The organism is Nonomuraea rubra (assembly GCF_014207985.1).
In the GTDB taxonomy this organism is placed as follows: domain Bacteria; phylum Actinomycetota; class Actinomycetes; order Streptosporangiales; family Streptosporangiaceae; genus Nonomuraea; species Nonomuraea rubra.
This window is the reverse complement of record NZ_JACHMI010000001.1, coordinates 4,203,476-4,228,268: the sequence shown is the minus strand read 5'-3', so window position 1 is coordinate 4,228,268 and position 24,793 is coordinate 4,203,476. Positions and strand designations below refer to the sequence as shown.

The following is a 24,793-nucleotide window of genomic DNA, read 5'->3' as shown; positions in this document are numbered from 1 at the left end:
TCCGGTTCCGTGCCGGGGTGCGCTTCAGCCGCGCAGGGCGGCCAGGTTGCGGTAGCTGACCTCGGCGAGCCGGAGTGACTGCGCGGGGTCGGCGCCGGGGGCGTTGTCCTGCTCGTACATCGGGTTGTGGTAGCCGGGGTGGCGCAGGCGGGAGAAGAAGCGGCGGTAGTCGATGTCGCCGGTGCCGAACGGCACCATGTCGTAGCCGTTGGGGACGGCCGGGTTCGACGCGCCGTCCTTGGCGTGGAAGAGCGGGAAGCGCTTCTCCTGGGCCCTGACGGTGCGCAGCGGGTCGAAGACGTCGGTCCGCGTCGAGCCGTCGGGCGCGGTGTAGGTGCGGTGCTTGTACTGCGCGACGTGCGCCCAGTAGATGTCCATCTCGAAGTGCACGAGCCCGGGGTCGCTGATCCCGAAGAAGTACTCGAGCTTGCGGATGCCCGACGAGCGCGTCGGCCGGCCCTGCTCGTCGGGCGGGCCGCTGTCGAGCAGGAACGCGTAGGCGGCGTCGTGGTTGTGCGTGTAGAGCTTGATGCCGGCGTCGCGGGCGATCGCGCCGAGCGCGTTCCACTTGTCGGCCGCCACGTCCCAGTCCGCCTTGTACGCGCTGCCGGTCGGGTCGGAGCCGGTGCCCATGTGCTCCAGGCCGAGGATGTTCGCGATCTCCAGTGCCAGCTTGAACCGGTCGAGGTCGGCGGTCGTCAGCGGCCAGGAGCCGGGGATGAACCCGTGGTTGCCCTGGGCGCGCAGCCCGTAGGCGTCCAGCCAGCCGCGCAGCAGCCGGGCGCCTTCGACGCTGTCGAGGTTCGCGCCGCCCTCGGCGTTCGCGTGCTGCCGGTAGCCGGCGAACTCGACCTGCCGGTACCCGATGGCCGACAGCGCCTCCAGGACGCGGCGGAAGCCGGACGGCGAGGTGGTGGCGGCCGGGTCGCGGGTGATCGCGTCGCGGACGGTGTAGAGGATGATGCCGCGCTTGCCCGGCGGGACGAGCACCCGGCGGGTGGCGGCCTCGGCGGGTCCGGCGAGGGGGATCGCGGCGGCGGCGGCCAGGCCGGTGGTGGCGGCGAACAGGTGGCGGCGGCTCAGCCCCAGCCGGTGGCGGAGCGTCTCGGCGCGCTCCCGCTGCTCGTTCACGTGGTCGGGTAAGGCGTCGTCAGGCAGGGCATGGTGAGGGCTCACGCGGGGGTTCCCTTCCTTGAGGGACGCGTGCGCCGACCACGTCGCAGCGGATCCGTGCCCGTTTCCCGCGGGCATGCCACCGCCCCGGTTCCCGGACGATCACCATTGTTACGCCGCCGTCGTGAAAGGGTCAATGGCGCTCATCTCGCGGCCGGGCGGTCGATGCTGCCGGGCGCGAGCACGTGCTCGACGACCATGACGGCGGCGCCGACGACCCCCGCCCGGTCGCCCAGCTCGCCCGCCCTGATGCCGAGGTGCTGCGTGGCCAGCGGCAACGACCGGCTGTAGATCGTCTCCCGGACGCCCGCCAGCACCTGCTCGCCGGCCGCGGCGACGTCGCCGCCGATCAGGATGACGGACGGGTTGAAGAAGTTCACGATGGCGGCCATGACCGTGCCCACCTCGCGCCCCGCCTGCCTGACGAGGCGGGTGGCGCGCGGGTCGCCGGCGCGCATGAGCGCGACCACGTCCCTGCTGCCGCGTGCCTCGACCCCGGCGCCGCGCAGCGCGGCGGCCATGGAGGCGCCGCCCGCGATCGCCTCCAGGCAGCCGGTGTTGCCGCACCGGCACGGCGCGTCCGACGCGGGCACCCGGATGTGGCCGACGTCCCCGGCGGCGCCCCGCGCGCCCCGGTGCAGCCTGCCGCCGGAGATGATGCCGCAGCCGATGCCTGTGCCGATCTTGATGTAGATCAGGTGGTCCACGGCGGGGCGGGCGGCCCAGTGCTCGCCCAGCGCCATGACGTTGACGTCGTTGTCGACCAGGACGGGCGCGCCAAGCCGCTCCCCCAGCCACTCGGGCACAGCGAACCCGTTCCAGCCGGGCATGATCGGCGGGTTCACCGGCCGTCCCGTGCGGTGCTCGACCGGGCCGGGCAGGCCCACCCCGACGCCGCACACCTGGTCGGGGCCGCGCCCGGCCGCGGCCAGCAGCTCGCGGAACGTGTCGGCGACGCCGCCCAGCACCGGCTCGGGGCCGAGCTCGACGGGCAGGCCCGCGACCCGCTCGGCCAGCACGTTCATGCCGAGGTCGAGGACGGCCAGGCGGGCCCGGGTGGCGCCGACGTCGGCGGCGAGCACGACGTGCGCGCCGCCGTTGAAGGCGAACACCGCCGCCGGCCGGCCACCGGAGGAGATCGAGCCTTCGCCCTCGACGACCCAGCGGGAGCCGATCAGCCCGTCCAGCCGCTGCGAGACGGTGGATCTGGACAGGCCGGTGAGCCGGGCCAGCTCGCCCCGCGTCCTGGCCCGCCCGTCCCGGAGGATCGCCAACAGTGCCCCCGCCCCCGCCGCGTGCTGGCCATAGGTTGGCATGGATCTACCTTACTTCGAAAATCGACCGACTTATGTTGACAAGAATTAAAAGTCAGATCTATCGTCCGGAAATATCACGGACATATGCGGTGCTCGGGCGAAATTTCCGAGGATGTCCGGCGTTTTACGAGCTCCTCGCGTTGCGAGGGTCCGGCCCGGTCCACACCCGCCGTCGCGCCGAGACGTGCGGGCCCAGGGAATGCCACCCGGGCCGGATCCGCCATGCGGGGTTCAGGTAGCGCACCGCCATTTCCCGAGCCGGAACGGCCGCGCGGGGCGTCGCCCCGGCCGCATCCTCCTCGCTGACGCATGACCAAGGACGCACATGAGCAGGTTGCGTGTGCCGGGTGATGTGTGATGTGGTGCCGCTCTTGGTCCCCTTTCCGGCTCTAGGAGGCTCTGTCATGCCGTTCATCGTGGATCTGACCAGCGCAAACGTGGAGAAGGAAGATCGCGCTTCCGAGCGAGGGCACTACGGCGGGTCCATCCTGGGGCTGCGGTTGATGCTGGAGCGGACGGCGGCGGGGCTGGATCCGTACGATCCGGACGCGCTGCTGTACGTGGCGGCCGGGATGCTGGGCGGGACGGCGGCCCCCGGGCTGGCCAAGGCGGTGTTCCTGGCCAAGTCGCCGCTGACGGGGGTGGCCGGGGAGGCGCACGCGCTGGGGCCGTTCGCCGCGGGGATGCGCGGGGCCGGGGCCAGGGCGCTGGCCGTGACGGGGCGGGCGCCGCGGCTGTCGTACCTGCTGGTGGCCGGCGGGGAGGTGAGCCTGCACGACGCGGGCGAGCTGCGCGGGCTGGGCACGGCCGCCACCACCGACGCGCTGCGCGACCGGCACGGCGCGGGCGCGCGGGTCGCGGCGATCGGGCCCGCCGGGGAGAACCTGGTGCGCTACGCGAGCGTGGTGACCGACCTCGCCTTCCCCGCCGCCAGGTACGGGCTCGGCGCGGTCTTCGGCGCCAAGAACCTCAAGGCCGTCGTCTGCGCCGGCGACGCGCCCGCCGAGGCCGCCGACCCGGCGGCGATCGCCGCCCTGACCGCCTACTACCGCGACTCGCTGGCCACGAACCCGCTGGCCGCGCTCCAGGCGGGCCTGCCGGGGTTCGCGGGCTGGGCCGGCGCCCCGCTCGACCCGGGGTACGCCTCGGCCCGCAACTTCTCCGTACCGGGCCCGCCCGGCCTGCGGGTGCCCTCGGCGGGCGACTACGACGGCCGCGCGGTCTCGACGGCGGGCTCCTGCCCCGGCTGCCCGAACGACTGCCTCAAGGTGTACGGGGGGCGGTCCGGCGGGCTCGGGCAGGAGGCGTTCCTGTCGCTGGGGTGGAATCTCGGCATCGACGACCTCGAGACGATCCTGGCCGCCAACGCCCGCTGCAACGACCTCGGCCTCGACGTGGTCTCGCTGGGCGGCACGATCGCGTTCGCCATGGAGTGCGCCGGACGCGGCCTGCTGCCGGGCGGGCCGGCGTTCGGCGACGCGGCGGCGCTGCCCGGCCTGATCGAGGACGTGGCCACCCGGTCGGGCGCGCTGGGCGACCTGCTGGCGGAGGGCTCGGCCAGGGCGGCGCGGCGGATCGGGCGGGGCGCGCGGGCGTACGCGATGACGGTGAAGGGCGCTGAGGTGCCCTGCTTCGACCCGCGCCCGCAGCCCGGCCTCGGCCTCGGCTACGCGCTGGCCCCCGGCGGCCCGCGGTACGACGCCCTGGAGCACGACCTCGACTTCGACCCGGTCGCCGGGCTGGCCTACAGCTTCCCCGAGGCCGCCCGCGTCGGCGCGCTCCCCGCTCCCGCGCACGAGCTGGACGAGGAGCGGGGGCGGCGCAGCGCGCGGCTGCTGCGGCTGTGGAGCGGCCTGGACGCGCTGAACCTGTGCGTCTTCGCCTCGACCCCGACCCGCCCGCTGACCATCGACCACCTGACCGCCCTGGTCACGGCCGTCCTGGGCACGGAGTTCACCCTGGAGGACCTGCTGGCGGCGGGGCAGGAGCGCCTGGACGGGCTGCGCGCGTACGCGCTGCGCGAGACCGGCGGGCGGCTCGACGAGGCGCTGCCGGCGCGGTTGCACGACGAGCCGATCACCGAGGGGCCGCACAAGGGCGCCGTCCTCGGCCGGGCGGCGTTCGAGCGCGCCCGCGCGGCCTTCCACGCCGAGCTGGGCTGGACCCCCGTTAAAGGTGGGGAAATTTCCGAATAAAAACGATTGACCTCCCTCTTGTTCGGTTTGTGAGGCGCTTGCTATGGTCAGGTCAATCGTTTGACCAGAGCATGAGGGAGGCCATCGAGGATGGCGGTCACGATCGACCTGACGGGCCGGACCGCGCTCGTCACGGGCGGCGCGGGAGGTCTCGGCCTCGCCTGCGCCCGCGCGCTGGCCGACGCCGGAGCGGATGTCGTGCTCTCCGACCTGGAGGGCCCGCGGCTCGACGAGGCGGCGGCCGGGCTGGGCGTGGCGAAGCGGGCGGCCGACCTCACCGACCGGGCCCAGGCGCGGGCCCTGGTGGACGGGCTGGACCGGATCGACGTGCTGGTGAACTGCGCCGGGATCATGCGCACCACTCCCCTGCTCGACATCGAGCCCGAGGAGTGGCTGCGGATCGTGGACGTCAACCTCAACGCCACGTTCTGGCTCACCCAGGCCGCCGGGCGGCGCATGGCCGGGCAGGGCGGCGGCTCGATCGTGACGCTGGCCTCGGTGGCCGCCCGCTCCGGCCGGCCCAACGCCGCCCACTACTCGGCCGCCAAGACGGCGCTGCTGTCGCTGACGAAGTCGGCGGCCGAGGCGCTGGCGCCCGTACGGGTGAACGCGGTCTGCCCCGGCGTCTTCCTCACCGCCATGTGGGACGACATCATCAGCGACCGCGACCGCCGCTTCGGCCCCGACGCGGGCGCCGGCTACCTCAAGGAGGTCAGCGAGCGCTCGCCGCTCAAGCGCCCCGGGCGGCCCGAGGAGGTCGCCTCGGCGGTGTTGTTCCTGGCCAGCGACCTGGCGTCGTTCGTGACGGGCCAGGCGCTGAACGTCGACGGCGGACTGGAGATGAACTGACCTTGAACAGGCAGACGTTCAAGCTGCTGCCCGAGCTGTTCGGCGACGGCGTGATGGCCGAGATCTTCTCCGCCGAGCGCACGGTGCTGGCGTGGCTGCGTACCGAGGAGGCGCTGGCCTGGGCGCAGGCGGAGGCGGGCGTGATCGAGCCGGGCGACGCCGAGGCCATCGCCGCGGCGTGCGTGCCCGCCAACATCGACCTGCCGCGCCTGTGGGCGGAGGCGGCGAACGTGGGCTACCCGATCCTCCCCCTGGTACGGATGATCTCGGCGGCCCTCCCTGAGGGCCCGAACGGCCGCGTGCACTACGGCGCGACCACGCAGGACATCATGGACACCGGCCTGGCCCTGCAGCTCGGCGAGGCGCTCGACCGGCTGTCCGAGCTGCTCGGCGCCTTCGGCGACGCGGTGGCGGGGCTGGTGGCCGGGCACGCGGGCACGGTCGTGGCCGCCCGTACGCACGCGCAGCAGGCGGTGCCGACGACGTTCGGCGCGAAGCTGGCGGTGCTGCTGGCGGAGGTGACGCGGCAGCGCGAGCGGGTCGGCGCCACGGCGCGGCAGGTGCGGGTGGTGTCGCTGTTCGGCGCGGGCGGCACCTCGGCCGCCATGGGCGAGCGTTCCTCGGCCGTACGGGCGGCGCTGGCGCGGGAGCTGGGCCTGCGCACGACCGAGGTGCCGTGGCACGTGGCCAGGGACGGCGTGGCGGAGTTCGGCGTGACGTGCGCGTCGCTGGCGGCGACCGCGGCCCGCTTCGCCCGCGAGGTCGTGGACCTGTCCAGGACCGAGGTGGGCGAGGTGCGCGAGGCGGGCGGCCACCACCGCGGCGCCTCCTCGACGATGCCGCAGAAGGCCAACCCGATCGGCTGCGAGGCCGTGATCGGCATGTCGGGCACGGCGGGCGCGCTCAGCTCCGCCCTGTTCCGCGCGATGGAGGCCGGGCACGAGCGGGCGGCCGGCGAGTGGCAGGTGGAGTGGTACGCCGTGCCGCTGCTGGCCGAGCTGGCCGCGGGCGCGCTGGCCACGGCCGCCGACGTCGCGGCCGGCCTGCGGGTCTACCCGGAGGCCATGCGCGCCAACCTGGACGCGGAGGGCGGCCTGATCATGGCGGAGGCGTACATGATGCGGCTGGCCCCGGCGCTGGGCCGGGAGCGGGCCCACGACCTGGTCTACAAGGCGGCGCACGAGGCGCGCGAGCACGGCCGGGCGCTGGCCGACGCGCTGCTGGAGGTGGCGGGGCCGGGCGACCTGGAGAGCCTGGGCGCGCTGCCCATCCCGCCCGAGTCCTACGTCGGCGACGCCGAGGCCGTCTGCGCCGCGGCGCTGGCGGCCTGGCGGGCCGGGCCCGGAGCGGGGCGAGAGGAAGCGGTACTGGAGGAGTCGGCATGAGTGAGAGAAGGCTGGCGGACCTGCTGGCCATGTGGCGGATCCGCGCGTTCGAGGAGAAGGTGCGCGACCTGCGGGCCGAGGGGCCGATCGTCGGCTCCGTCCACCTGTGCGTCGGGCAGGAGGCGATCCCGGTAGGGGCGTGCGAGGTGCTGGAGCCGCAGGACGCGCTGTTCGCGACCTACCGGGGGCACGGGTGGGCGCTGGCCAGGGGCGTTCCGGCCGAGCCGCTGTTCGCCGAGCTGATGGGCCGGGCGAGCGGGGTCAACGGCGGGCGCGGCGGGTCGGCGTACTTCACCGCCGCCGAGTACGGATTCCACGGCGAGAACTCCATCGTCGGCGCGGGCGCGCCCATCGCGTGCGGCGCGGCGCTGGCGGGCCGGTACGACGGCTCTGGCCGGGTCGCGGTGAGCGTGTTCGGCGACGGCGCGATGAACCAGGGCGCGGTGCACGAGGCGATGAACTTCGCCGCCGCGTTCAGCCTGCCGGTCGTGTTCGTGTGCGAGAACAACCGGTACTCCGAGCTGACGCCGATCGCCGACATGGTGCGCAGCCCGCGCCTGGCCGACCGCGCCGCCGCGTACGGCATGCCGGGACACCGGATCGACGGCAACGACGCCGAGGCGGTGCGCTTCCACGTGCGCGACGCGCTGGAGGTGGCCCGCGAGGGCGGCGGCCCGACGCTGCTGGAGTGCATGACCGAGCGGCTGGTCGGCCACTACATCGGCGACGCCGAGACCTACCGGCAGCCGGGCGAGCTGGAGCGGATCAGGCGCAGGGAGCCGATCGCCAGGCTGCGCGCCGGGCTGCTGGCCGACGGCGTGCCGGAGCGGGAGATCGACGCGGTGGAGCGCCGGGCGCGCGCCGAGATGGACGCCGCCGCCGAGGCCGCGCGCCAGTCGCCCCCGGCCGACCCCGCCACAGCGATGGAGCACCTGTATGCGTGAGATGACCTATGGCGAGGCCGTGAACGCGGCCCTGCACCGCCTGATGGAGGAGCTGCCGGAGACCCTGGTCTACGGCGAGGACGTGGGCGTGCCCGGCGGCGTGTTCGGGGTGACGCGGGGGCTGCGCAAGCAGTACGGCGAGCGGGCCTTCGACACCCCGATCAGCGAGTCGGCGATCCTGGGCAGCGCGGTGGGCGCGGCGATGTTCGGCCGCCGCCCGATCGTGGAGATCATGTGGGCCGACTTCTCGCTGGTCGCGCTGGACCAGATCGTCAACCAGGCGGCCAACGTGCGCTACGTCTCGGGCGGCCGGTTGACGGCGCCGCTGACGATCCGCACCCAGCAGGGCAACGCGCCGGGCGCGTGCGCGCAGCACTCGCAGTGCCTGGAGGCGCTGTTCCTGCACGTGCCGGGCTTGCGGGTGTGCATGCCGAGCACGCCGCAGGACGCCTACGACCTGCTGGTGACGGCCGTGCACTGCGACGACCCGGTGCTGGTGATCGAGAACCGCACCCTCTACTTCGGCCGGAAGGAGCCCGTCGAGACGGGCGGCCCGGTGCGGCCGATGGGCGGGGCGCGGACCCGCCGCGCGGGCTCCGACGTCACGATCGTGACCTGGGGCGCGATGACGGAGCGCGTGCTGGAGGCGGCGGAGGCGCTGGCCGGCGACGGGATCGAGGCCGAGGTGCTGGAGACGCCGTGGCTGAACCCGTTCGACACCGGCGCGGTGCTCGCGAGCGCCGGCAGGACGGGCAGGCTGGCGGTCGTGCACGAGGCGAACGTCACGGGGGGTTTCGGCGCGGAGGTCGTCGCCCGCGTCGCGGGGGCGGGGGTGCCCCTGCTCGCGCCGCCGATCCGGATCGGTACGCCGGACGTGCGGATGCCGGCCGCGCCGGCGCTGGCCCAGTCACTGGTGCCGGACGCCGCGCGCATCACCGGGGACGTACGGGGTTTGGTCAAGGGCTGACAGCCCGCTAGTCAAACGATTGACTCCGGCAGGAGAAAGAGCATGAAGAAGTCACTCCTCGTCGCCGCCGCCCTCATGATGGGCGCGACGGCCTGCGGCGGATCCACCGGCGCGGCCGGCGACGGCCAGAAGCAGTACACCATCGGGGTCTCCAACCTGGGCCTGAGCTTCCCCTTCCCGGCCGCCATCGGCAAGGGCATCAAGGAGGAGGCGGACAGGCTCGGCGTGAAGATCGTCGAGCTGGACGCCCAGGGCAAGGCCGACAAGCAGAGCAACGACGTCCAGGACCTCATCGCCCAGCAGCCCGACGGCGTGCTCATCCTGCCCGTCGACTCGGGCGTAGCGCAGGGCCTGGCCGACCGGCTCAAGGCCTCCAACATTCCCACCGTGGCCGTCGCCTCGCAGGTCGGCGACCCGAAGCAGCGCCGGCTCAAGGACGTCTACCCGGGCCTGGTCGCCCTGGTCACCCAGGACGAGTACGCGGCCGGCGGCAAGGCCGGCGAGATCGCCGCGAGCGTCGTCCCCGGGGGCGGCAAGATGGCGATCGTCGAGGGCCAGGCCGGCTTCGCCGAGGTGGTCCAGCGCTACCAGGAGTTCCCCAAGTCGGCGGCGGCCAAGGGCGCCACGTACGAGGTCGTGGCCCGCCAGCCTGGTGACTGGGTGCAGGACAAGGCCCAGTCGGCCTGCCAGAACATGCTCTCGTCCAACCCCGACACCCAGCTCTTCTACGCCCAGTCCGACGACATGGCTGCGGGCTGCGCCAAGGCGGTCGCCGCGGCCGGCTCCAAGGCGAAGATCGTCGGCATCGGCGGCAGCAAGCTGGGCATCGACGCCGTCAAGTCGGGCGCGATCGCGGGGACCGTCTGCTACAAGCCCGAGGACCTGGGCAAGCTCGCCCTCACCACGCTGTACCAGCACCTGACCGGGCAGAAGAAGCAGGACGCGGCGTTCGTCACCTACGACACCCCGGCCATCACCAAGGACAACCTCACCGATTGCACGCCGCAATGGTGACGCCACTGCTGTCCCTGACGGGCATCGGCAAGGAGTTCCCCAACGGCACCGTCGCGCTCAGGGACGCCCGCCTGACCGTGCACCCGGGCAGCGTGCACGGCCTGGTCGGCGCGAACGGCGCGGGCAAGTCCACGATGATCAAGGTGATCGCGGGCGCGCACGAGCCGACCTCGGGCCAGGTCCGGTGGAAGGGCGAGCAGGTCGCCTGGCGCACGCCGGGCGCCGCCAGGAAGGCGGGCGTGGCCACGATCATGCAGCACGTGCCGCTCGCCCCCACGCTCACCGTGCTGGAGAACGTCTTCCTCGGCACCCCCGGCCCCTGGCGGCTGCCCCGGGCCCGCCGCGCCGAGTTCGCCCGGCTGCTGGAGCGGGTCGGCTACGCCATCGACCCCGACGCCGAGGTGGCCGGGCTGGCCATCGGCGAGCGGCAGATGGTCGCGGTCCTCCAGGCGCTGGCCACCGGCGCGGAGCTGGTCGTGATGGACGAGCCGACCGCCTCGCTGGCCGAGGGCGAGCGGCAGGTCGTCTTCGACGTCGTCCGCAGGCTCTCCGCCCAGGGCACGGCCTTCCTTTACGTCTCGCACTTCCTGGACGAGGTGCTCGCCCTGACCGACCGGGTCACCGTGCTGCGTGACGGCACGGTCGTGGAGGAGGGCGCCACCGGCGACTACGACGAGGACCGCCTCGTCCAGGTCATCGTGGGCCGCGACCTGCTGGAGGCCGAGCGGCGCGGCGCCGAGCCGGTGCCGGAGGACGCCCCGGTGCTGCTGTCGGTGCGCGGGCTCGGCTCGCCGTCGGGCGTGCGGGACGTGTCGTTCGAGGCCAGGGCGGGCGAGGTGATCGGGCTGGCCGGGCTGCTCGGCTCCGGCCGCTCCGAGATCCTGCACGCCGTCTACGGCGCCGACCCGCGCGCCACCGGCGAGGTGCTGGTCGGGGGCCGCCAGGTCCGCCGGACCCCGCGCGCCGCCGTGGCCGCGGGCATGGCGCTGGTGCCCGAGGACCGCGGCGCCCAGGGGCTGGTGGGCACGTTCCCGATCTGGAAGAACATCTCGCTGCCCGACCTGCCGTCCCTGTCGTCGGGCCGGTCGCTGCCGCGCGAGGCGGCCGAGCAGGAGCGGGCGGAACGGGCCATCGCCGACCTCGGCATCGTCTGCGCCGGCCCCGGCGCGCTGCCGGCCGAGCTGTCCGGAGGGAACGCGCAGAAGGTCGTGTTCGGCAAGTGGCTGTACGGCGGCGCCCGCGTCTTCATGCTCGACGAGCCCACCGCCGGCGTGGACGTCGGCGCCAAGGCCGACATCCTGGAGCTGGTCCGCCGCTTCGCCGCGGGCGGGGGCGCGGTGCTGGTCGTGAGCAGCGAGTTCGAGGAGATCCTCGCGGTGGCGACCCGGGTGCTGGTCGTGCGCGAGGGCCGCATCGTCGCCGAACGGGCGGCGACCGAGACATCCGAGGAGGAGTTGCTGATGCTGGCGAACGGATTCGGCGAGGGAGGCGCGACGCATGCCGCCTGAGATTCGTTCACGGCTGGCCGCCGCGCTGCGGCCGGGCAACGCGGGCGTGGTCTACGCCCTGCTGCTGATCGTCGCCGTGCTGACGCTGCTGACGGCGCAGCTCGGCCGCCCGCCGTACCTGTCGGCGACGAACGTCATCAACATCCTCGACCAGTCGTCGCTGATCGCCATCCTCGCCGTGTTCACCACGGTCGTCCTGATCAGCGGGAACTTCGACCTGTCCGTGGCCTCGGTGGCGGCCTTCTCGGCGGCCACCGTGCTCAGCCTGGTGGCGCCGCTGGGCCTGCCGGCCGCGATGGCGATCGCGCTGGGCGCGGGCCTGGTGTGCGGGGCGGTGAACGGGCTGATCGTGCAGCTCGTCGGCATCAACGCGTTCATCGTGACGCTGGGCACGATGACGGCCGTGCGCGGGCTGGTGCTCATCCTCACCGACGGCCGCACGATCACCGCCCAGGATCCCGGCGCGCAGAGCTCGCTGATCGCGCTGCAGGCCGGGTACTGGACGGTCCCGCACATCCTGGCCGTCCTGGGCGTGGCGGCCGCCGCGGCGGGGGTGTTCGTCCTGCTGCACCGTTCGCGCCCCGGGGGGATCGCCATGCTCGCCGCCGGCGTGGTGGCGATCGTGCTCAGCCCGGTGCTCGGGTTCGAGCTGCGGCTGAGCAAGCCCACCTACTACCTGATCGTGATCGCCGGGGTCACCTGGGCGGTGCTGCGGTACACCGTGATCGGCCGCCGCCTGTACGCGGTAGGCGCGAACGCCGAGGCGGCCCGCCTGTCCGGCATCAACGTCAACCGCTACAAGATCGGCGCCTTCGTGCTGAACGGGCTCGGCTCCGGCTTCGTCGGCATCCTGTTCGCGGCCAAGCTGCTGGCGATCAACCCGACGGGCCTGCAGGGCACCGAGCTGACCGTGCTGGCCGCGGCCATCCTCGGCGGCACCTCGCTCTTCGGCGGGCTGGGCAGCGTGCTGAAGTCGGTGGTGGGGGCGCTCATCCTCTTCACCCTGGACAACGGCTTCAACGTGCTCAACCTCGGCGCCAACTACCAGGGGGTCATCGTCGGCACGGTCGTCGTCGTGGCCGCCGCCATCTACACCGTCGCCGGCCGCCAGCGGCAGGTCAAACGGGTAAGGGAATCGTCGAAACCACCATCGGTACCGGTCAGGCAGGAGGCCCTGCGATGAGAGGCGTCTGGCACTTCTCGTTCACCGTCGCCGACCTCGGCAGGTCCGTGGCGTTCTACCGCGACCTGCTCGGCTTCACGCTGGTGCACCGGCAGGAGCAGGACAACGACTACACCCGCAGGCTCGTCGGCTACCCGGACGCGGTGCTGCGCGTGGCCCAGCTCGCCGTGCCCGGCCAGCCGCGCGGCGTCTCCACCCACGACCTGGAGCTGGTCGAGTACGTCCAGCCGCGCGGCGAGGCCCGCGACCCCGCCCGCCACCTGCCGGGCGCCGCGCACCTGGCACTCACGGTCGAGGACGCCCGCGCCGAGCACGCCCGCCTGTCGGCGGCCGGGGTACGGTTCGTCAACCCGCCGGAGGAGATCACGGCCGGGGTGAACAAGGGCGGTTACGCCTGCTACTTCCTCGACCCGGACGAGATCACGCTGGAACTCGTCCAGCCTCCTGCTATTTTGTTGCGCTCAAACGATTGATCATGGGAGGAGGGGCCGGATGCCCGTCGTCGACGCTCACCAGCACTTCTGGAACCTGGAGACGGGTTCGTACCCCTGGCTGACGCCCGAGGCCGGGCCGATCTTCCGTACGTTCGAGCCGGAGGAGCTCATCCCCCAGCTCGCCGCGGCGGGCGTGGACCGCACCGTCCTGGTGCAGTCGATGGACTCCTACGCCGACACCGACGCCATGCTGGCGCAGGCCGACGCCCACGACTTCGTCGGCGCGGTGGTGGGCTGGGTGCCGCTGCTGCGGCCCGAGGAGGCGGCGCAGGCGCTGGAGCGCTACCGGCGGCACGCCAGGTTCGCCGGGGTCAGGCATCTCATCCACGACGAGCCCGACCCCGACTGGCTGCTCCGGGAGCCCGTCATCGAGGGGCTGGGGCTGCTGGCCGCGGCCGGAATGCCGTTCGACGTGGTGGCGGTGCTGCCGCGGCACCTGGAGCACGTGCCGGTGCTGGCCGAGCGGGTGCCGGGCCTGCGGATGGTGATCGACCACCTGGCCAAGCCGCCGATCAGGGACAAGGGGTGGGAGCCGTGGGCCTCGCTGCTGGCCCGCGCGGCCGAGTGCCCCGGCGTGTACGCCAAGGTGTCCGGGCTGAACACCGCCGCCGACGCCGCCACCTGGACCGGCGAGGGCCTGCGGCCGTACGTCGAGCACGCGCTGGAGCTGTTCGGGCCCGGGCGGCTGATGTTCGGCAGCGACTGGCCGGTGGCCACGCTGGCCGGCGACTACGCCAAGGTGTGGCGGGAGACGCAGGTCGCGCTGTCGGGGCTGGGCGACGCCGAGCGCGCGATGGTGCTCGGCGGCACGGCCGCCCACTTCTACCGGATGGAGGAGCGTTGATCGACGTGTTCGCGCCCATCGCGGCCGCCGCCTACCTGTCGATCCCGGCGGAGCACCGCCGGCCGGTCGCGATCGTCGGCGCCGGGGCCATCGTGGACGTGGCCCACCTGCCCGCCTACCGGCAGGCGGGGCTGGAGGTGACCGGCCTGTTCGACCTGGACGCCGGGCGGGCCGCCGAGGTGGCCGCACGTCACGGGGTGCCCAGGACGTACGCGTCGCTGGAGGAGCTGCTGGCCGACGAGCGGGCCGAGGTCGTGGACATCGCGGTCGCGCCGCGGGCGCAACCCGCCATCGCGCGGCAGGCGCTGGCCGCGGGCAGGCACCTGCTGTGCCAGAAGCCGTTCGCACCGGACGTGGCCACCGGCCGGGAGCTCGTGGACCTGGCGGCGGCCGCCGGGCTGAAGATCGCGGTCAACCAGCAGCTCCGCTTCGACGAGGGCATCGCCGCCGCCCGCGCCATGGTGCGCGCCGGGTGGATCGGGCAGCCGACGGCGATGACGTTCACCGTGAACATCCACACCGACTGGAGCGCGTGGGACTGGCTGGTCACCACCGACCGGCTGGAGATCGTCTACCACTCCATCCACTACCTGGACGCGATCCGCTCGGTCCTCGGTGACCCGGAGCTGGTCTTCTGCACCGGCAGCCGCACGCCGGGCCAGCTCGCCAAGGGCGAGACGCGCACGATGAGCACGCTGGTCTACCCGGGCGACGTGCGGGCGCTGGTGCACGCCACGCACGAGAACCGCACCGGCGACGGCGAGGCGTCCTTCCGCGTGGACGGCACGGAAGGCGCGATCAAGGGCACGCTCGGCCTGCTGTACGACTACCCGCACGGCCGCCCCGACACCCTGGAGGTCAGCAGCCGGGTGCTGCCGACGGACGGCTGGCTGCCGTACCCGGTGACGCGCCGCTGGCTGCCCGACGCGGTGGCCGGGCCGATGGGGTCGCTGCTGAAGGCGGTCGCGGAGGGCGGCGAGCCGGAGACGTCGGGCCGCGACAACCTCGGCACGCTGCGGCTGCTCGACGCGCTCTACCGGTCGATGGACAGCGGGGAGAGTGTGCCGCTATGAAGCGCTCCCGCGTGACGCTCGCCGACGTCGCCGCGATGGCCCGGGTGGACAGGGCCGTCGTCTCGCGCGTGGTCAACAAGGACCCGACGCTCAACATCCGCCAGGAGACGCGCGAGCGGGTGCTGGCGGCCATCGACGAGCTGGGGTACCGGCCGAACGTGGCCGCGCGCAGCCTGCGGACCTCGCGGGCGCACATGTTCGGGCTGTTCATCCCCGACTTCGCCAACCCCGTCTACGCCGAGATCATCAAGGGCGCGGAGGCGGAGGCGGCGGCGCAGGGATATGTGCTGGTCACCGGCAGCGCGACCGGAGCCGGGCTGGGCGAGTACATGGACCGCATCGGGCAGGGCCGCATCGACGGGCTGCTGCTGGCCGGCACCGGCGACGACACCTCGCTCACCCGGCAGCTCGACCAGGCCGCCATCCCCTGGCTGATGCTGAACAACCGCAGCAGGGGCGTCAAGCGGTACGTCATCCTCGACGACCAGCGGGCCGCCGCCCTCGCCGTGGAGCACCTGGTACGGCTCGGCCACCGCCGCATCGCCCACCTCGCGGGCCCGTCGCGCGCCGACACCGCCGCCCGCCGGTCGGCCGGCTACTCGGCGGCGATGCGCGAGGCGGGCCTGCCGGAGGGCCCGATCGTGGCGGCCGACTACACGCCGGCGGGCGGGGCGGCGGCCATGGCGCGGCTGCTGGCCGGATCCGAGCCGCCGACCGCGGTCTTCGTGGCGAACGTGGCCTCGGCCATCGGCGCGATGGAGGGGGTGCGGGCGGCCGGGCTGGAGATCCCGCGCGACGTGTCGATCGTGGCCGTGCACGACCTCGACCTGGCCAGCTACCTCTACCCGGCGCTGACCACGGTGCGGATGCCGCTGGCGGAGCTGGGCAGGCGCGGCGTGACGCTGCTGGGCAGCCTGAAGCCGGACGACACGGTGGCCGAGGTGCTGGCCGGGCCGATCGAGCTCATCCAGCGCCGCTCCACCGCGCCCCCTGGACGATGACTTTCCGGGTGCGCGATCGTCTACAGGTCATGAGCAGACTGCTGTACTCGGTGACCATGTCGGCCGACGGCTTCATCGCGGGTCCCGGCGGCGACATGTCGTGGCTGACCGCGCACCTCGGCCCGAACCCGCTGGCGGACGACCTCGTCGGCCGCATCGGCGCGCTGCTGGTGGGCAACCGCACCTTCCGCGGCGACGACCCGAACAAGGGCACGGACAAGGAGGGCGCGTTCGAAGGCGCCTGGCACGGGCCGCAGATCGTGCTGACCCACCACATCCCGGACACGCCGGTGCCCGGCGTCGAGTTCGCCGGCAACCTGGCCGACGCCGTCGCGGCGGCGAAGGCCGCGGCGGACGGGAAGTACGTCAACGTGCTCGGCGCGGACGTCGCCCGGCAGTGCCTGGAGGCGGGCCTGCTGGACGAGGTGCTCACGATGGTCGCGCCGGTGTTCCTGGGCGACGGCGTGCGCCTGTTCGAGCACCCGGGCGGCACGAACGTCAAGCTCGACCGCCTCAGCGTCGGCCACGTGCCGCACGCCGTGAACATCTGGTATCGCGTGTCGAGCTGAACCTCCCAGGCGGAGGAACCGGTCGAAGCCCCGGACATGGCGGCGGCACGATGGTGCTGGAGACGCACGGCCGGATCGCCGGGCCAGGCGGTCCTGGAGGGCGGCGTGCCGGAACTGGTAGGCGCCGCCCGCCTGGCGCAGCAGCCCGAGCCGGTGGGCGTCGCGCAGGAACCGCCCCAGCCGCCAGGGCACCCGCCGCCCGGCCGCCAGCGTCGCGACGCTGAGGCCGCACGTGGTCCACGCCGTGGTCAGGAGCAGGTATGCCACGATCCACTGGAGCGCGAGGTACAGCGGCGAGTGCCCGAGGACGCCGCTGCCCAGCACGAGGAAGGGCAGGGCGAGCAGCCCGCGCACGGCCATGGCCGAGCGCTCGTCGCGGAAGGTGCGTGCGGGCGTGCCCAGGCGCGCGGGGGCGACCGGCGTGGCGATGCAGGACAGCACCCCGTGGCACACCCCGAGCAGGGTGCCGATCACCGTGCCGCTGATCGTGCCGGCGATCCACCAGCCGCCCACCAGGCTGTTCCAGAGCGAGAACCCGTCACGCCCGGCCAGGCTGACCGGCGCCGACGGGATGCCGTACACGAACCCGCCGCCGAACCCCACGCAGGCTCCGCCCAGCGCTCCTGCCCGCAGCCGCCGCAGCAGCGGGCGCGCCCTGCCGCGCGCCCAACCATGCGCCCAACCATGCGCCCAACCATGCGCCCAACCATGCGCCCAACCATGCGCCCAACCATGCGCCCAACCGTGCGCCCAACCGTGCGCACCGGTGCCGAGCCGCCGGGGTGTCCGCCCCTTCACCAGCACGCCCGCCACCGTCGCCGCCTGCAGTCCGAGCAGGACGGCGACGAGCAGCCCCCAGCGTCCCGGCAGCTCGATGAACACCGGCAGCAGCAGGGCGAGCCCCACGAGCGCCCCCACGCCGACGGTGCCCGCGACGGCCCTGAGCCTGGCGCGCTGCACGTCGGCGTCCAGGATCCCGCGCCAGGCGAGCACCCCGCCGACCGCGATCGACAGGATCAGGGCCGCGTAGCCGGTCAGGTGCGCCGCCTGCCACGCGTGCGGCAGCACCACCCAGACGACCAGGCCGGCCGCGATCGCCGCCGGCATTCCCATGATCAGCCCGAGGGACACCCCGACCGTCACCCGCCACCTCCGGCCGCCGGTGACGCGCCGGTCGGCCCACCACGCGACCAGCATGGCGCCGGTGCCTCCCACGGTGGCCACGGGCCCGTCCAGCCCGGGGCTACCACCGTCATCACCAGGCCCGCCGCGGCTCCGGACGCGATGCCGTGAACCAGCTCGAACCCGGCCCGCGCCGGCACCGTGCGCCGCTCCCCGCCCACGCGATGAATCGTCCCGGCCGGCGCACCCGCATCCTCCTTGTAGCGATGGGGGTACGCATCGTAATCAAGCCCTTCCGGGACCGCCCCCGGAACGGGCATGCTCAGGCCGGAGCGCCGTTCCCGCACGTTTCGGCCACCCGAATTCAGACCATTGACATCCCCGCAAACCGGACTTTAGCGTGGTGCGAAACGTTTCGACCCCGCCCACTCGGCCCCCGGAGCCTCATGACCTCTCTGCGTGACGTGGCCGAGCGGGCCGGGGTCGCCGTGAGTACCGCGTCCGCCGCGCTCAACGGCACCCGCCCCGTGGCCGCGGCCACCAGGCGGCGCGTCGAGCGGGCCGCCGCGGAGCTCGGGTACCGGCCCAACCTGCTGGCCCGCGGCCTGCAGAGCAAGCGCACCCGCATCCTGGCGCTGCTGTTTCCCGCCCCGCGCAGCGGTTTCGGGCTGACCGAGATGCAGTTCGCCACGGGCGCCGCCGAGGCGGCCGGCGAGCTGGGGTATCACCTGCTGCTGTCCCCCGAGAGCGCCGACCCCATCGAGGAGCTGCGGCACCTGACCGGCCTGGGGCTGGTGGACGGGGTGCTGCTGATGGAGGTGGGGCTGGACGACGAGCGGACGGCGTTCCTGGCGGAGTCGGGGGTGCCGTTCGCGATGATCGGGCGGACGCGGGAGCCCGGCGGGATCGACCACGCCGACATCGACTTCGCCGCCACCGCCGACGCGGCGGTGGCGCACGTGGCCGGGCTGGGCCATCGCAAGCTGGCCTTCTTCAACCTCGCCGAGGACACGCACGCCGCCCGGTACGGGCCCGCGATCCGCGCGGGGGCCGAGTTCGAGCGGGCCGCGAAGGAGGCGGGCCTGGCGTACGTGGGCGGCTACCGCCCCGGCTCGGCCGAGGACGGCGGCAAGGCGTTCGAGGACCTGATCGACGCCCACCCGGACGTGACGGCGCTGGCCGTGATGGACGACCACGCGGCGGCCGGCGTGATCGCGGCCGTGGCGCGGCACGGCCGGCGCATCCCCGAGGATCTGACGCTGCTGCTGGTGCTGTCGTCGGCGCGGGTGGCCGGGATGTTCCACCCGCGGCTCACCACGCTGGAGCCGCCCAGCACCGAGCTGGGGCGGCTCGGCGCCCGCATGCTCATCGGCAGGTTGCAGGACGAGTCGCAGGGCGGGCCGCGGGCGCGGCTGCTGCCCTGCCGTCTGGTGGTCGGGGACAGCTCCGCGCCACCACGGGAAGGGGGCACATGGTGAGGCCGGGGATGCGCACGCTGACCGACGGTCGCGGGCTGCTGTTCGGCGGGGACTACAACCCTGAGCAGTGGCCGGAGGAGGTGTGGAAGCAGGACGCCGAGCTGATGCGGGCCGCCGGGGTCAACCTGGTCACGGTCGGCGTGTTCAGCTGGGCGCGGCTGGAGCCGGAGCCGGGCAGGCACGACTTCGGCTGGCTGGACCGGGTGCTCGACCTGATGGCCGAGCACGGCATCGCGGTGGACCTGGCGATCCCGACGGCCTCGCCGCCGCCGTGGCTGGGCCACCGCTGGCCGGAGACGCTGCCGGTGGACGAGGGCGGGCACCGGCTCTGGTACGGCTCCCGCAACCAGTTCTGCCCTTCTTCGGGCCCATATCGGGAGCGCTCCCAGTCGATCACGACGGCCCTCGCCGACCGGTACGCCGCCCACCCGGCACTGGCGATGTGGCACGTGGGCAACGAGTACGGCGAGGTCTGCCACTGCGACGTGTCCGCCAGGGCGTTCCGCTCCTGGCTGCGCGACCGCTACGGCGACCTGGCCACGCTCAACGAGGCGTGGGGCACCACCTTCTGGAGCCAGGGCTACGGCGACTGGGCCGAGGTGGTGCCACCGCGCCGCGCGCCGTACATCATCAACCCCACCCAGCGCCTCGACTGGTGGCGCTTCTGCTCGGACGAGCTGCTCGCCCACTTCCGCGAGCAGCGCGACCTGCTGCGCGCCCGCACGCCGAGCGTCCCCGTCACCACGAACTTCATGGGCTTCTTCAAGCGGGTGGACTACTGGTCGTTCGCCGGGGAGCAGGACGTGATCTCCAACGACTGCTACCCGGAGCCCGGCGACCCGCTCAGCCCCGCCAGGACGGCGCTCACCCACGACCTCATGCGCGGCCTGGCGGGAGGGCGGCCGTGGCTGCTGATGGAGCAGGCGACGGGCGCCGTCAACTGGCGCGAGCACAACCTGCCCAAGCCGCCCGGCCAGCTCCGGCTGGAGTCGCTGCAGGCGGTCGCGCGGGGCGCCGACGGCCTGTGCTACTTCCAGTGGCGGGCCTCCCGGTTCGGCGCCGAGCGCTTCCACGCCGCGATGGTGCCGCACGCGGGCCCGGACACGCGGCTGCACGCCGAGGTGCGCGCGCACGGGCAGGAGCTGCGCGGGCTCGCCGGGGTCGCGGGCGAGCCGGTGCCCGCGCGGGTGGCGATGGTGTTCGGCTGGGAGAGCTGGTGGGCGCTGGAGGACCGCGGCAGGCCGAGTGACCGGCTCAACGCCGTGGACCAGCTCCTGCGCTACTACGTGCCGTTCTTCGAGCGCGGGGTGAGCGTGGACGTGGTGCCGCCGGGCGCGGACCTGTCGGCGTACGCGCTGGTCGTGGTGCCGAACCTGTTCCTGGTCGGTGACGGGGACGCCGCGGCGCTGACCGCGTACGTGAACGGCGGCGGCGTGCTGGTGGTCGGCCCGTTCTCGGGCGTCGTGGACCCGCACTCGCACGTCAGGACCGGGCGGTTCCCCGTGCCGCTGCGCGAGGTGCTGGGCGCCTCCGGCGAGGAGTGGCTGCCCGCGTCAGGCCCGGTGGCCTGCCGGTGGCACGGCGGCGCGCCGTTCGAGGCGGAGACCTGGACCGAGCTGCTGCGCTCCGACGGCGCCGAGGTGGTGGCCGAGTTCACCGGCGGCGACCTGGCCGGGCGGCCGGCGATCCTGCGGCACCGCTCGGGGGAGGGCGTCGCCTGGTACGTGGGCACGATGCCCGAGCCCGCCGCCCTGGCCGCGCTGGCCGGGCGGGCGCTGGCCGACGCGGGCGTGACCGGCGTGCTGGACGGGCTGCCGCCGGGCGTGGAGGCGGTGCGCCGCGGCGAGGTGCTGTTCCTGCTCAACCACGGCGCCACCACGGTCCGCGTGCCGGTCCCCGAACCGGGCGTCGACCTGCTGACCGGCTCCCCCGCCGACGACCACGTCACGCTGGCGCCCCGCGCGGTCGCCGCCCTGCGCCCGGAGGTTCCCACCGCATGAAGTTCAAGGACGGCTACTGGCGCATGCGTCCCGGCGTGCGCGGCGACTACGCCACCGCCGCCCACGACGTGACCGCGCTGGACGGCTCGCTGCGCGTCCTCGCCCCCACCCGGGAGATCACCCGCCGCGGCAACACCATCGACGGGCCGGTCCTGCGGGTGGACCTGTCCTCGCCGATGCCGGACGTGATCCGCGTCCGCACGGTGCACTTCGCCGGGTCGGTGCCCGACTCCCCCGCCTTCGCCGTACGGGACGACCGGCCCGAGGTGAAGATCGCCGTGGACGCCGGGGAGGCCGCCCTGACCAGCGGCGACCTCACCGTCCGGGTCCGCAGGGACGCGCCCTGGGAGATGACGTTCAGCGCGGGCGGCCGGGAGCTGACCCGCAGCGCCGGCAAGAGCCTGGGCGCCGTGCGCGACCCCGCCGACCGGCACTTCATGATCGAGCAGCTCCGCCTGAGCGCCGGCGAGCTCGTGTACGGCCTCGGCGAGCGCTTCGGCCCCCTCGTCCGCAACGGCCAGTCCGTCGACATCTGGAACGAGGACGGCGGCACCAGCAGCGAGATGGCCTACAAGAACGTGCCCTTCTACCTCACCAACCGGGGTTACGGGGTGTTCGTGAACCATCCAGGCCGGGTGTCGTTCGAGGTGGGCTCGGAGACCGTGTCTCGGGTGCAGTTCAGCGCCGAGGGCCACGACCTGGAGTACCTGATCATCCACGGGCCCACGCCGGCGGACATCCTGCGCCGCTACACGGCGCTGACCGGCCGCCCGGCGCTGCCGCCCGCCTGGTCGTTCGGGCTGTGGCTGTCCACCTCGTTCACCACGGACTACGACGAGGCCACGGTGACGTCGTTCGTGGACGGGATGGCCGCGCGGGACCTGCCGCTGAGCGTGTTCCACTTCGACTGCTTCTGGATGCGGCAGTTCCGGTGGTGCGACTTCGCGTGGGACCCGGAGGTGTTCCCCGATCCCGAGGGCATGCTGCGGCGGCTCAAGGAGCGGGGGCTGCGGGTGTGCCTGTGGATCAACCCTTACATCGGGCAGGCGTCGGAGCTGTTCGAGGAGGGGGCGGCGGCCGGCCACCTGCTGCGCAGGCCGGACGGCACGGTCTGGCAGGATGATCACTGGCAGGCCGGACGGGCGCTGGTGGACTTCACCTCCCCCGCCGCCCGCGACTGGTACGCGGGCAAGCTGCGCGCGCTGCTCGACATGGGGGTGGACGCGTTCAAGACCGACTTCGGCGAGCGCATCCCCACCGACGTGGTCTACGCCGACGGCTCCGACCCCGAGCGGATGCACAACTACTACAGCCTGATCTACAACCAGACCGTCCACGACGTGCTGGCCGAGCGGCGGGGGCCGGGCGAGGCGGTGCTGTTCGCGCGCTCGGCCACGGTCGGCGGGCAGCGGCTGCCGGTGCACTGGGGCGGCGACTGCGAGTCGACGTTCGAGGCCATGGCCGAGTCGCTGCGCGGCGGGCTGTCACTCGGGCTGGGCGGGTTCGGGTTCTGGAGCCACGACATCGGCGGCTTCGAGGGGCGGCCCGATCCGGCCGTGTTCAAGCGGTGGGTGGCGTTCGGGCTGCTGTCGTCGCACAGCCGGCTGCACGGCAGCGGTTCCTACCGGGTGCCGTGGCTGTTCGACGAGGAGTCCGTGGAGGTGCTGCGGGCCTTCACGAAGCTCAAGGCGCGGCTGATGCCGTACCTGTACGGGGCCGCCGTGCAGGCCGCGGCCGAGGGCCTGCCGATGATGCGGGCCATGCACCTGGAGTTCCCCGGGGATCGCGCCTGCGACCACCTGGACGCCCAGTACCTGCTGGGCCCCGACCTGCTGGTGGCCCCCGTGCTGTCGGCGGACGGGGAGGTCTCGTACTACGTCCCTGCGGGGGTGTGGACCCGGCTGCTCGACGGGGAGACCGTCACGGGGCCCGGCTGGCGCAGCGAGCGGCACGGCTTCGACAGCCTGCCACTGCTGGTGCGGCCGGGCGCGGTGATCGCCACCGGCGCCCGCGACGACCGGCCCGACTACGACTACGCCGACGGCGTCACCCTCGACGTCTACCAGCTCGGGGACGGCGCGACCCGTACCGTCACCGTGCCCGCACCCGACGGCGCCCCGGCCGCCGTCTTCGAGGTGTCCCGCCAGGGCGACCGGCTGCACGCCCGCCGGCTGAACGGCCCGCCGGCCCCCTGGACCCTGCGCCACGCCGGGGCGCGTACCACCGCGGCTCCCGCGACCGACCACATCGAGATCACGCTCAGCGTCAAGGAGTGACATGACCACCTTCCCCGAGAACTTCCTGTGGGGCACCGCCACCGCCGCCTACCAGGTCGAGGGAGCCTGGAACGAGGACGGCCGCGGCCCGTCGATCTGGGACACCTTCTCCCACACGCCCGGGCTGGTCGCCAACGGCGACACCGGCGACGTGGCCTGCGACCACTACCACCGCCTGGAGGAGGACCTCGACATCCTGGCCGGGCTGGGCGTCGGCGCGTACCGCTTCTCCATCTCCTGGCCGCGCGTGCAGCCGGGCGGGCGCGGCGCCCTCAACCGGCCGGGCGCGGACTTCTACAACCGGCTCGTGGACGGGCTGCTGGCCAGGGACATCGCCCCGGTCGCCACGCTCTACCACTGGGACCTGCCGCAGGAGCTGGAGGACGCGGGCGGCTGGCCGCAGCGCGAGACCGCGCTGCGCTTCGCCGACTACGCCCGGCTCATGGGCGAGACGCTGGGCGACCGGGTCCGCACCTGGATCACGCTGAACGAGCCGTGGTGCTCGGCCTACCTGGGCTACGCCTCCGGCGTGCACGCCCCCGCCCGTACCGACCCGGCCGCCGCGCTGGCCGCCGTGCACCACCTGAACCTGGGCCACGGCCTGGCCGTGCAGGCGCTGCGCTCGACCGCGGCCAAGGACGCGCAGATGTCGGTCACGCTCAACCTGCACCACGTGCGCGGCGTGTCCGAGCGCGACGCGGACGCGGTGCGGCGCGCGGACGGCCTGTCCAACCGGGCCTTCCTCGGCCCGATGCTGGAGGGCGCCTACCCGCGCGACCTGATCGCCGACACCGCCAAGGTGACCGACTGGTCGTTCGTGCGCGACGGCGACGAGGCCGCCGCCTGCCAGCCGCTGGACGTGCTCGGGGTCAACTACTACAACCCGACCCTGGTACGCCAGTGGGACGGCGCCAGCGCCAAGGAGACCGCCGACGGGCACCAGGACGGGGCCGCCTCGCCCTGGATCGCCTGCGAGGACATCGAGTTCGTCAAGCAGCCGGGCCCGTACACGGAGATGGGCTGGAACATCGACGAGACCGGCCTGACGGAGCTGCTGCTGCGCCTGCACCGCGACTACCCGGACCTACCGACCATGATCACGGAGAACGGCGCCGCGTTCCCCGACCCCGTCTCCGCCGACGGGGTCGTGCACGACGCCGACCGCATCGACTACCTGCACCGCCACCTGACGGCCGTCGGCGAGGCCATCGCGGGCGGCGCGGACGTGCGCGGCTACTTCGTGTGGTCGCTGATGGACAACTTCGAGTGGGCGCACGGCTACGCCAAGCGGTTCGGCATCGTCCGCGTGGACCGGGAGACGATGGAGCGCACCTGGAAGGACAGCGCCCACTGGTACCGCGAGGTGGTCGCCACCGGCAAGCTGCCGGTGGCCTGACCCCGC

Annotated in this window: 20 protein-coding genes; 18 read left to right on the top strand and 2 right to left on the bottom strand. The window is 73.7% G+C overall.

Annotated features, from left to right (window positions below; all coding sequences use genetic code 11):
- Positions 1 to 24 precede the first annotated feature (24 nt).
- Positions 25 to 1,176 (bottom strand): sugar phosphate isomerase/epimerase family protein, encoded by a 1,152-nt coding sequence (locus HD593_RS19295; protein WP_312903553.1) that lies wholly within the window; start codon positions 1,174 to 1,176, stop codon positions 25 to 27.
- A 140-nt stretch (positions 1,177 to 1,316) separates the two neighbouring features.
- Positions 1,317 to 2,489 (bottom strand): ROK family transcriptional regulator, encoded by a 1,173-nt coding sequence (locus tag HD593_RS19290; protein WP_185103460.1) that lies wholly within the window; start codon positions 2,487 to 2,489, stop codon positions 1,317 to 1,319.
- A 404-nt stretch (positions 2,490 to 2,893) separates the two neighbouring features.
- On the opposite strand from HD593_RS19290, the gene HD593_RS19285 reads away from it, so the two are divergent.
- The 18 genes from HD593_RS19285 to HD593_RS19200 all read left to right on the top strand — a co-directional run bounded on the left by HD593_RS19285 (position 2,894) and on the right by HD593_RS19200 (position 24,787).
- Positions 2,894 to 4,684 carry an aldehyde ferredoxin oxidoreductase C-terminal domain-containing protein gene (locus tag HD593_RS19285; protein ID WP_185103459.1) on the top strand — a complete coding sequence of 597 codons (1,791 nt, stop codon included), beginning with the start codon at positions 2,894 to 2,896 and terminating at the stop codon, positions 4,682 to 4,684.
- Between the two features lie 90 nt (positions 4,685 to 4,774).
- Entirely contained in the window at positions 4,775 to 5,533 is a 759-nt protein-coding gene (locus tag HD593_RS19280; protein ID WP_185103458.1) for an SDR family NAD(P)-dependent oxidoreductase, read from the top strand.
- 2 nt (positions 5,534 to 5,535) lie between these two features.
- A complete protein-coding gene (locus HD593_RS19275; protein WP_221524830.1) occupies positions 5,536 to 6,918 on the top strand; it encodes a class-II fumarase/aspartase family protein in 1,383 nt (460 codons plus the stop codon).
- Positions 6,915 to 7,862, top strand: coding sequence for a thiamine pyrophosphate-dependent dehydrogenase E1 component subunit alpha (locus tag HD593_RS19270; RefSeq protein WP_185103457.1), 948 nt, complete (start codon positions 6,915 to 6,917; stop codon positions 7,860 to 7,862). The genes HD593_RS19275 and HD593_RS19270 overlap by 4 nt, the downstream gene beginning before the upstream one ends.
- Positions 7,855 to 8,829: an alpha-ketoacid dehydrogenase subunit beta gene (locus HD593_RS19265; RefSeq protein WP_185103456.1), complete on the top strand. Its 975-nt coding sequence runs from the start codon at positions 7,855 to 7,857 to the stop codon at positions 8,827 to 8,829. Before HD593_RS19270 ends, HD593_RS19265 begins: the two co-directional genes overlap by 8 nt.
- A 42-nt stretch (positions 8,830 to 8,871) precedes the next feature.
- Positions 8,872 to 9,843, top strand: coding sequence for a sugar ABC transporter substrate-binding protein (locus HD593_RS19260; protein ID WP_185103455.1), 972 nt, complete (start codon positions 8,872 to 8,874; stop codon positions 9,841 to 9,843).
- Positions 9,825 to 11,351 carry a sugar ABC transporter ATP-binding protein gene (locus tag HD593_RS19255; RefSeq protein ID WP_221524829.1) on the top strand — a complete coding sequence of 509 codons (1,527 nt, stop codon included), beginning with the start codon at positions 9,825 to 9,827 and terminating at the stop codon, positions 11,349 to 11,351. Before HD593_RS19260 ends, HD593_RS19255 begins: the two co-directional genes overlap by 19 nt.
- The gene (locus HD593_RS19250; RefSeq protein ID WP_185103454.1) at positions 11,341 to 12,534 is read left to right on the top strand and encodes an ABC transporter permease; all 1,194 of its coding nucleotides are present in this window, start codon (positions 11,341 to 11,343) and stop codon (positions 12,532 to 12,534) included. The genes HD593_RS19255 and HD593_RS19250 overlap by 11 nt, the downstream gene beginning before the upstream one ends.
- Positions 12,531 to 13,007 carry a VOC family protein gene (locus HD593_RS19245; protein ID WP_185103453.1) on the top strand — a complete coding sequence of 159 codons (477 nt, stop codon included), beginning with the start codon at positions 12,531 to 12,533 and terminating at the stop codon, positions 13,005 to 13,007. The genes HD593_RS19250 and HD593_RS19245 overlap by 4 nt, the downstream gene beginning before the upstream one ends.
- Before the next feature lie 19 nt (positions 13,008 to 13,026).
- The gene (locus HD593_RS19240; RefSeq protein ID WP_185103452.1) at positions 13,027 to 13,872 is read left to right on the top strand and encodes an amidohydrolase family protein; all 846 of its coding nucleotides are present in this window, start codon (positions 13,027 to 13,029) and stop codon (positions 13,870 to 13,872) included.
- Positions 13,873 to 13,877: 5 nt separating this feature from the next.
- The gene (locus tag HD593_RS19235; protein ID WP_312904442.1) at positions 13,878 to 14,945 is read left to right on the top strand and encodes a Gfo/Idh/MocA family protein; all 1,068 of its coding nucleotides are present in this window, start codon (positions 13,878 to 13,880) and stop codon (positions 14,943 to 14,945) included.
- The gene (locus tag HD593_RS19230; RefSeq protein ID WP_185103450.1) at positions 14,942 to 15,946 is read left to right on the top strand and encodes a LacI family DNA-binding transcriptional regulator; all 1,005 of its coding nucleotides are present in this window, start codon (positions 14,942 to 14,944) and stop codon (positions 15,944 to 15,946) included. The genes HD593_RS19235 and HD593_RS19230 overlap by 4 nt, the downstream gene beginning before the upstream one ends.
- The gene (locus HD593_RS65115; RefSeq protein ID WP_350668393.1) at positions 15,943 to 16,515 is read left to right on the top strand and encodes a dihydrofolate reductase family protein; all 573 of its coding nucleotides are present in this window, start codon (positions 15,943 to 15,945) and stop codon (positions 16,513 to 16,515) included. Before HD593_RS19230 ends, HD593_RS65115 begins: the two co-directional genes overlap by 4 nt.
- 232 nt (positions 16,516 to 16,747) lie before the next feature.
- Positions 16,748 to 17,545, top strand: a complete 798-nt coding sequence (locus HD593_RS65110) for a PT domain-containing protein (protein WP_185103448.1) — start codon at positions 16,748 to 16,750, stop codon at positions 17,543 to 17,545.
- A 538-nt stretch (positions 17,546 to 18,083) separates the two neighbouring features.
- Entirely contained in the window at positions 18,084 to 19,115 is a 1,032-nt protein-coding gene (locus HD593_RS19215) for a LacI family DNA-binding transcriptional regulator (protein ID WP_185103447.1), read from the top strand.
- Between the two features lie 8 nt (positions 19,116 to 19,123).
- Positions 19,124 to 21,115 carry a beta-galactosidase gene (locus tag HD593_RS19210; RefSeq protein WP_246546643.1) on the top strand — a complete coding sequence of 664 codons (1,992 nt, stop codon included), beginning with the start codon at positions 19,124 to 19,126 and terminating at the stop codon, positions 21,113 to 21,115.
- Positions 21,112 to 23,391: an alpha-xylosidase gene (yicI, locus tag HD593_RS19205; RefSeq protein WP_185103445.1), complete on the top strand. Its 2,280-nt coding sequence runs from the start codon at positions 21,112 to 21,114 to the stop codon at positions 23,389 to 23,391. Before HD593_RS19210 ends, yicI begins: the two co-directional genes overlap by 4 nt.
- A gap of 1 nt (position 23,392) precedes the next feature.
- Entirely contained in the window at positions 23,393 to 24,787 is a 1,395-nt protein-coding gene (locus tag HD593_RS19200; RefSeq protein ID WP_185103444.1) for a GH1 family beta-glucosidase, read from the top strand.
- Positions 24,788 to 24,793 lie beyond the last annotated feature (6 nt).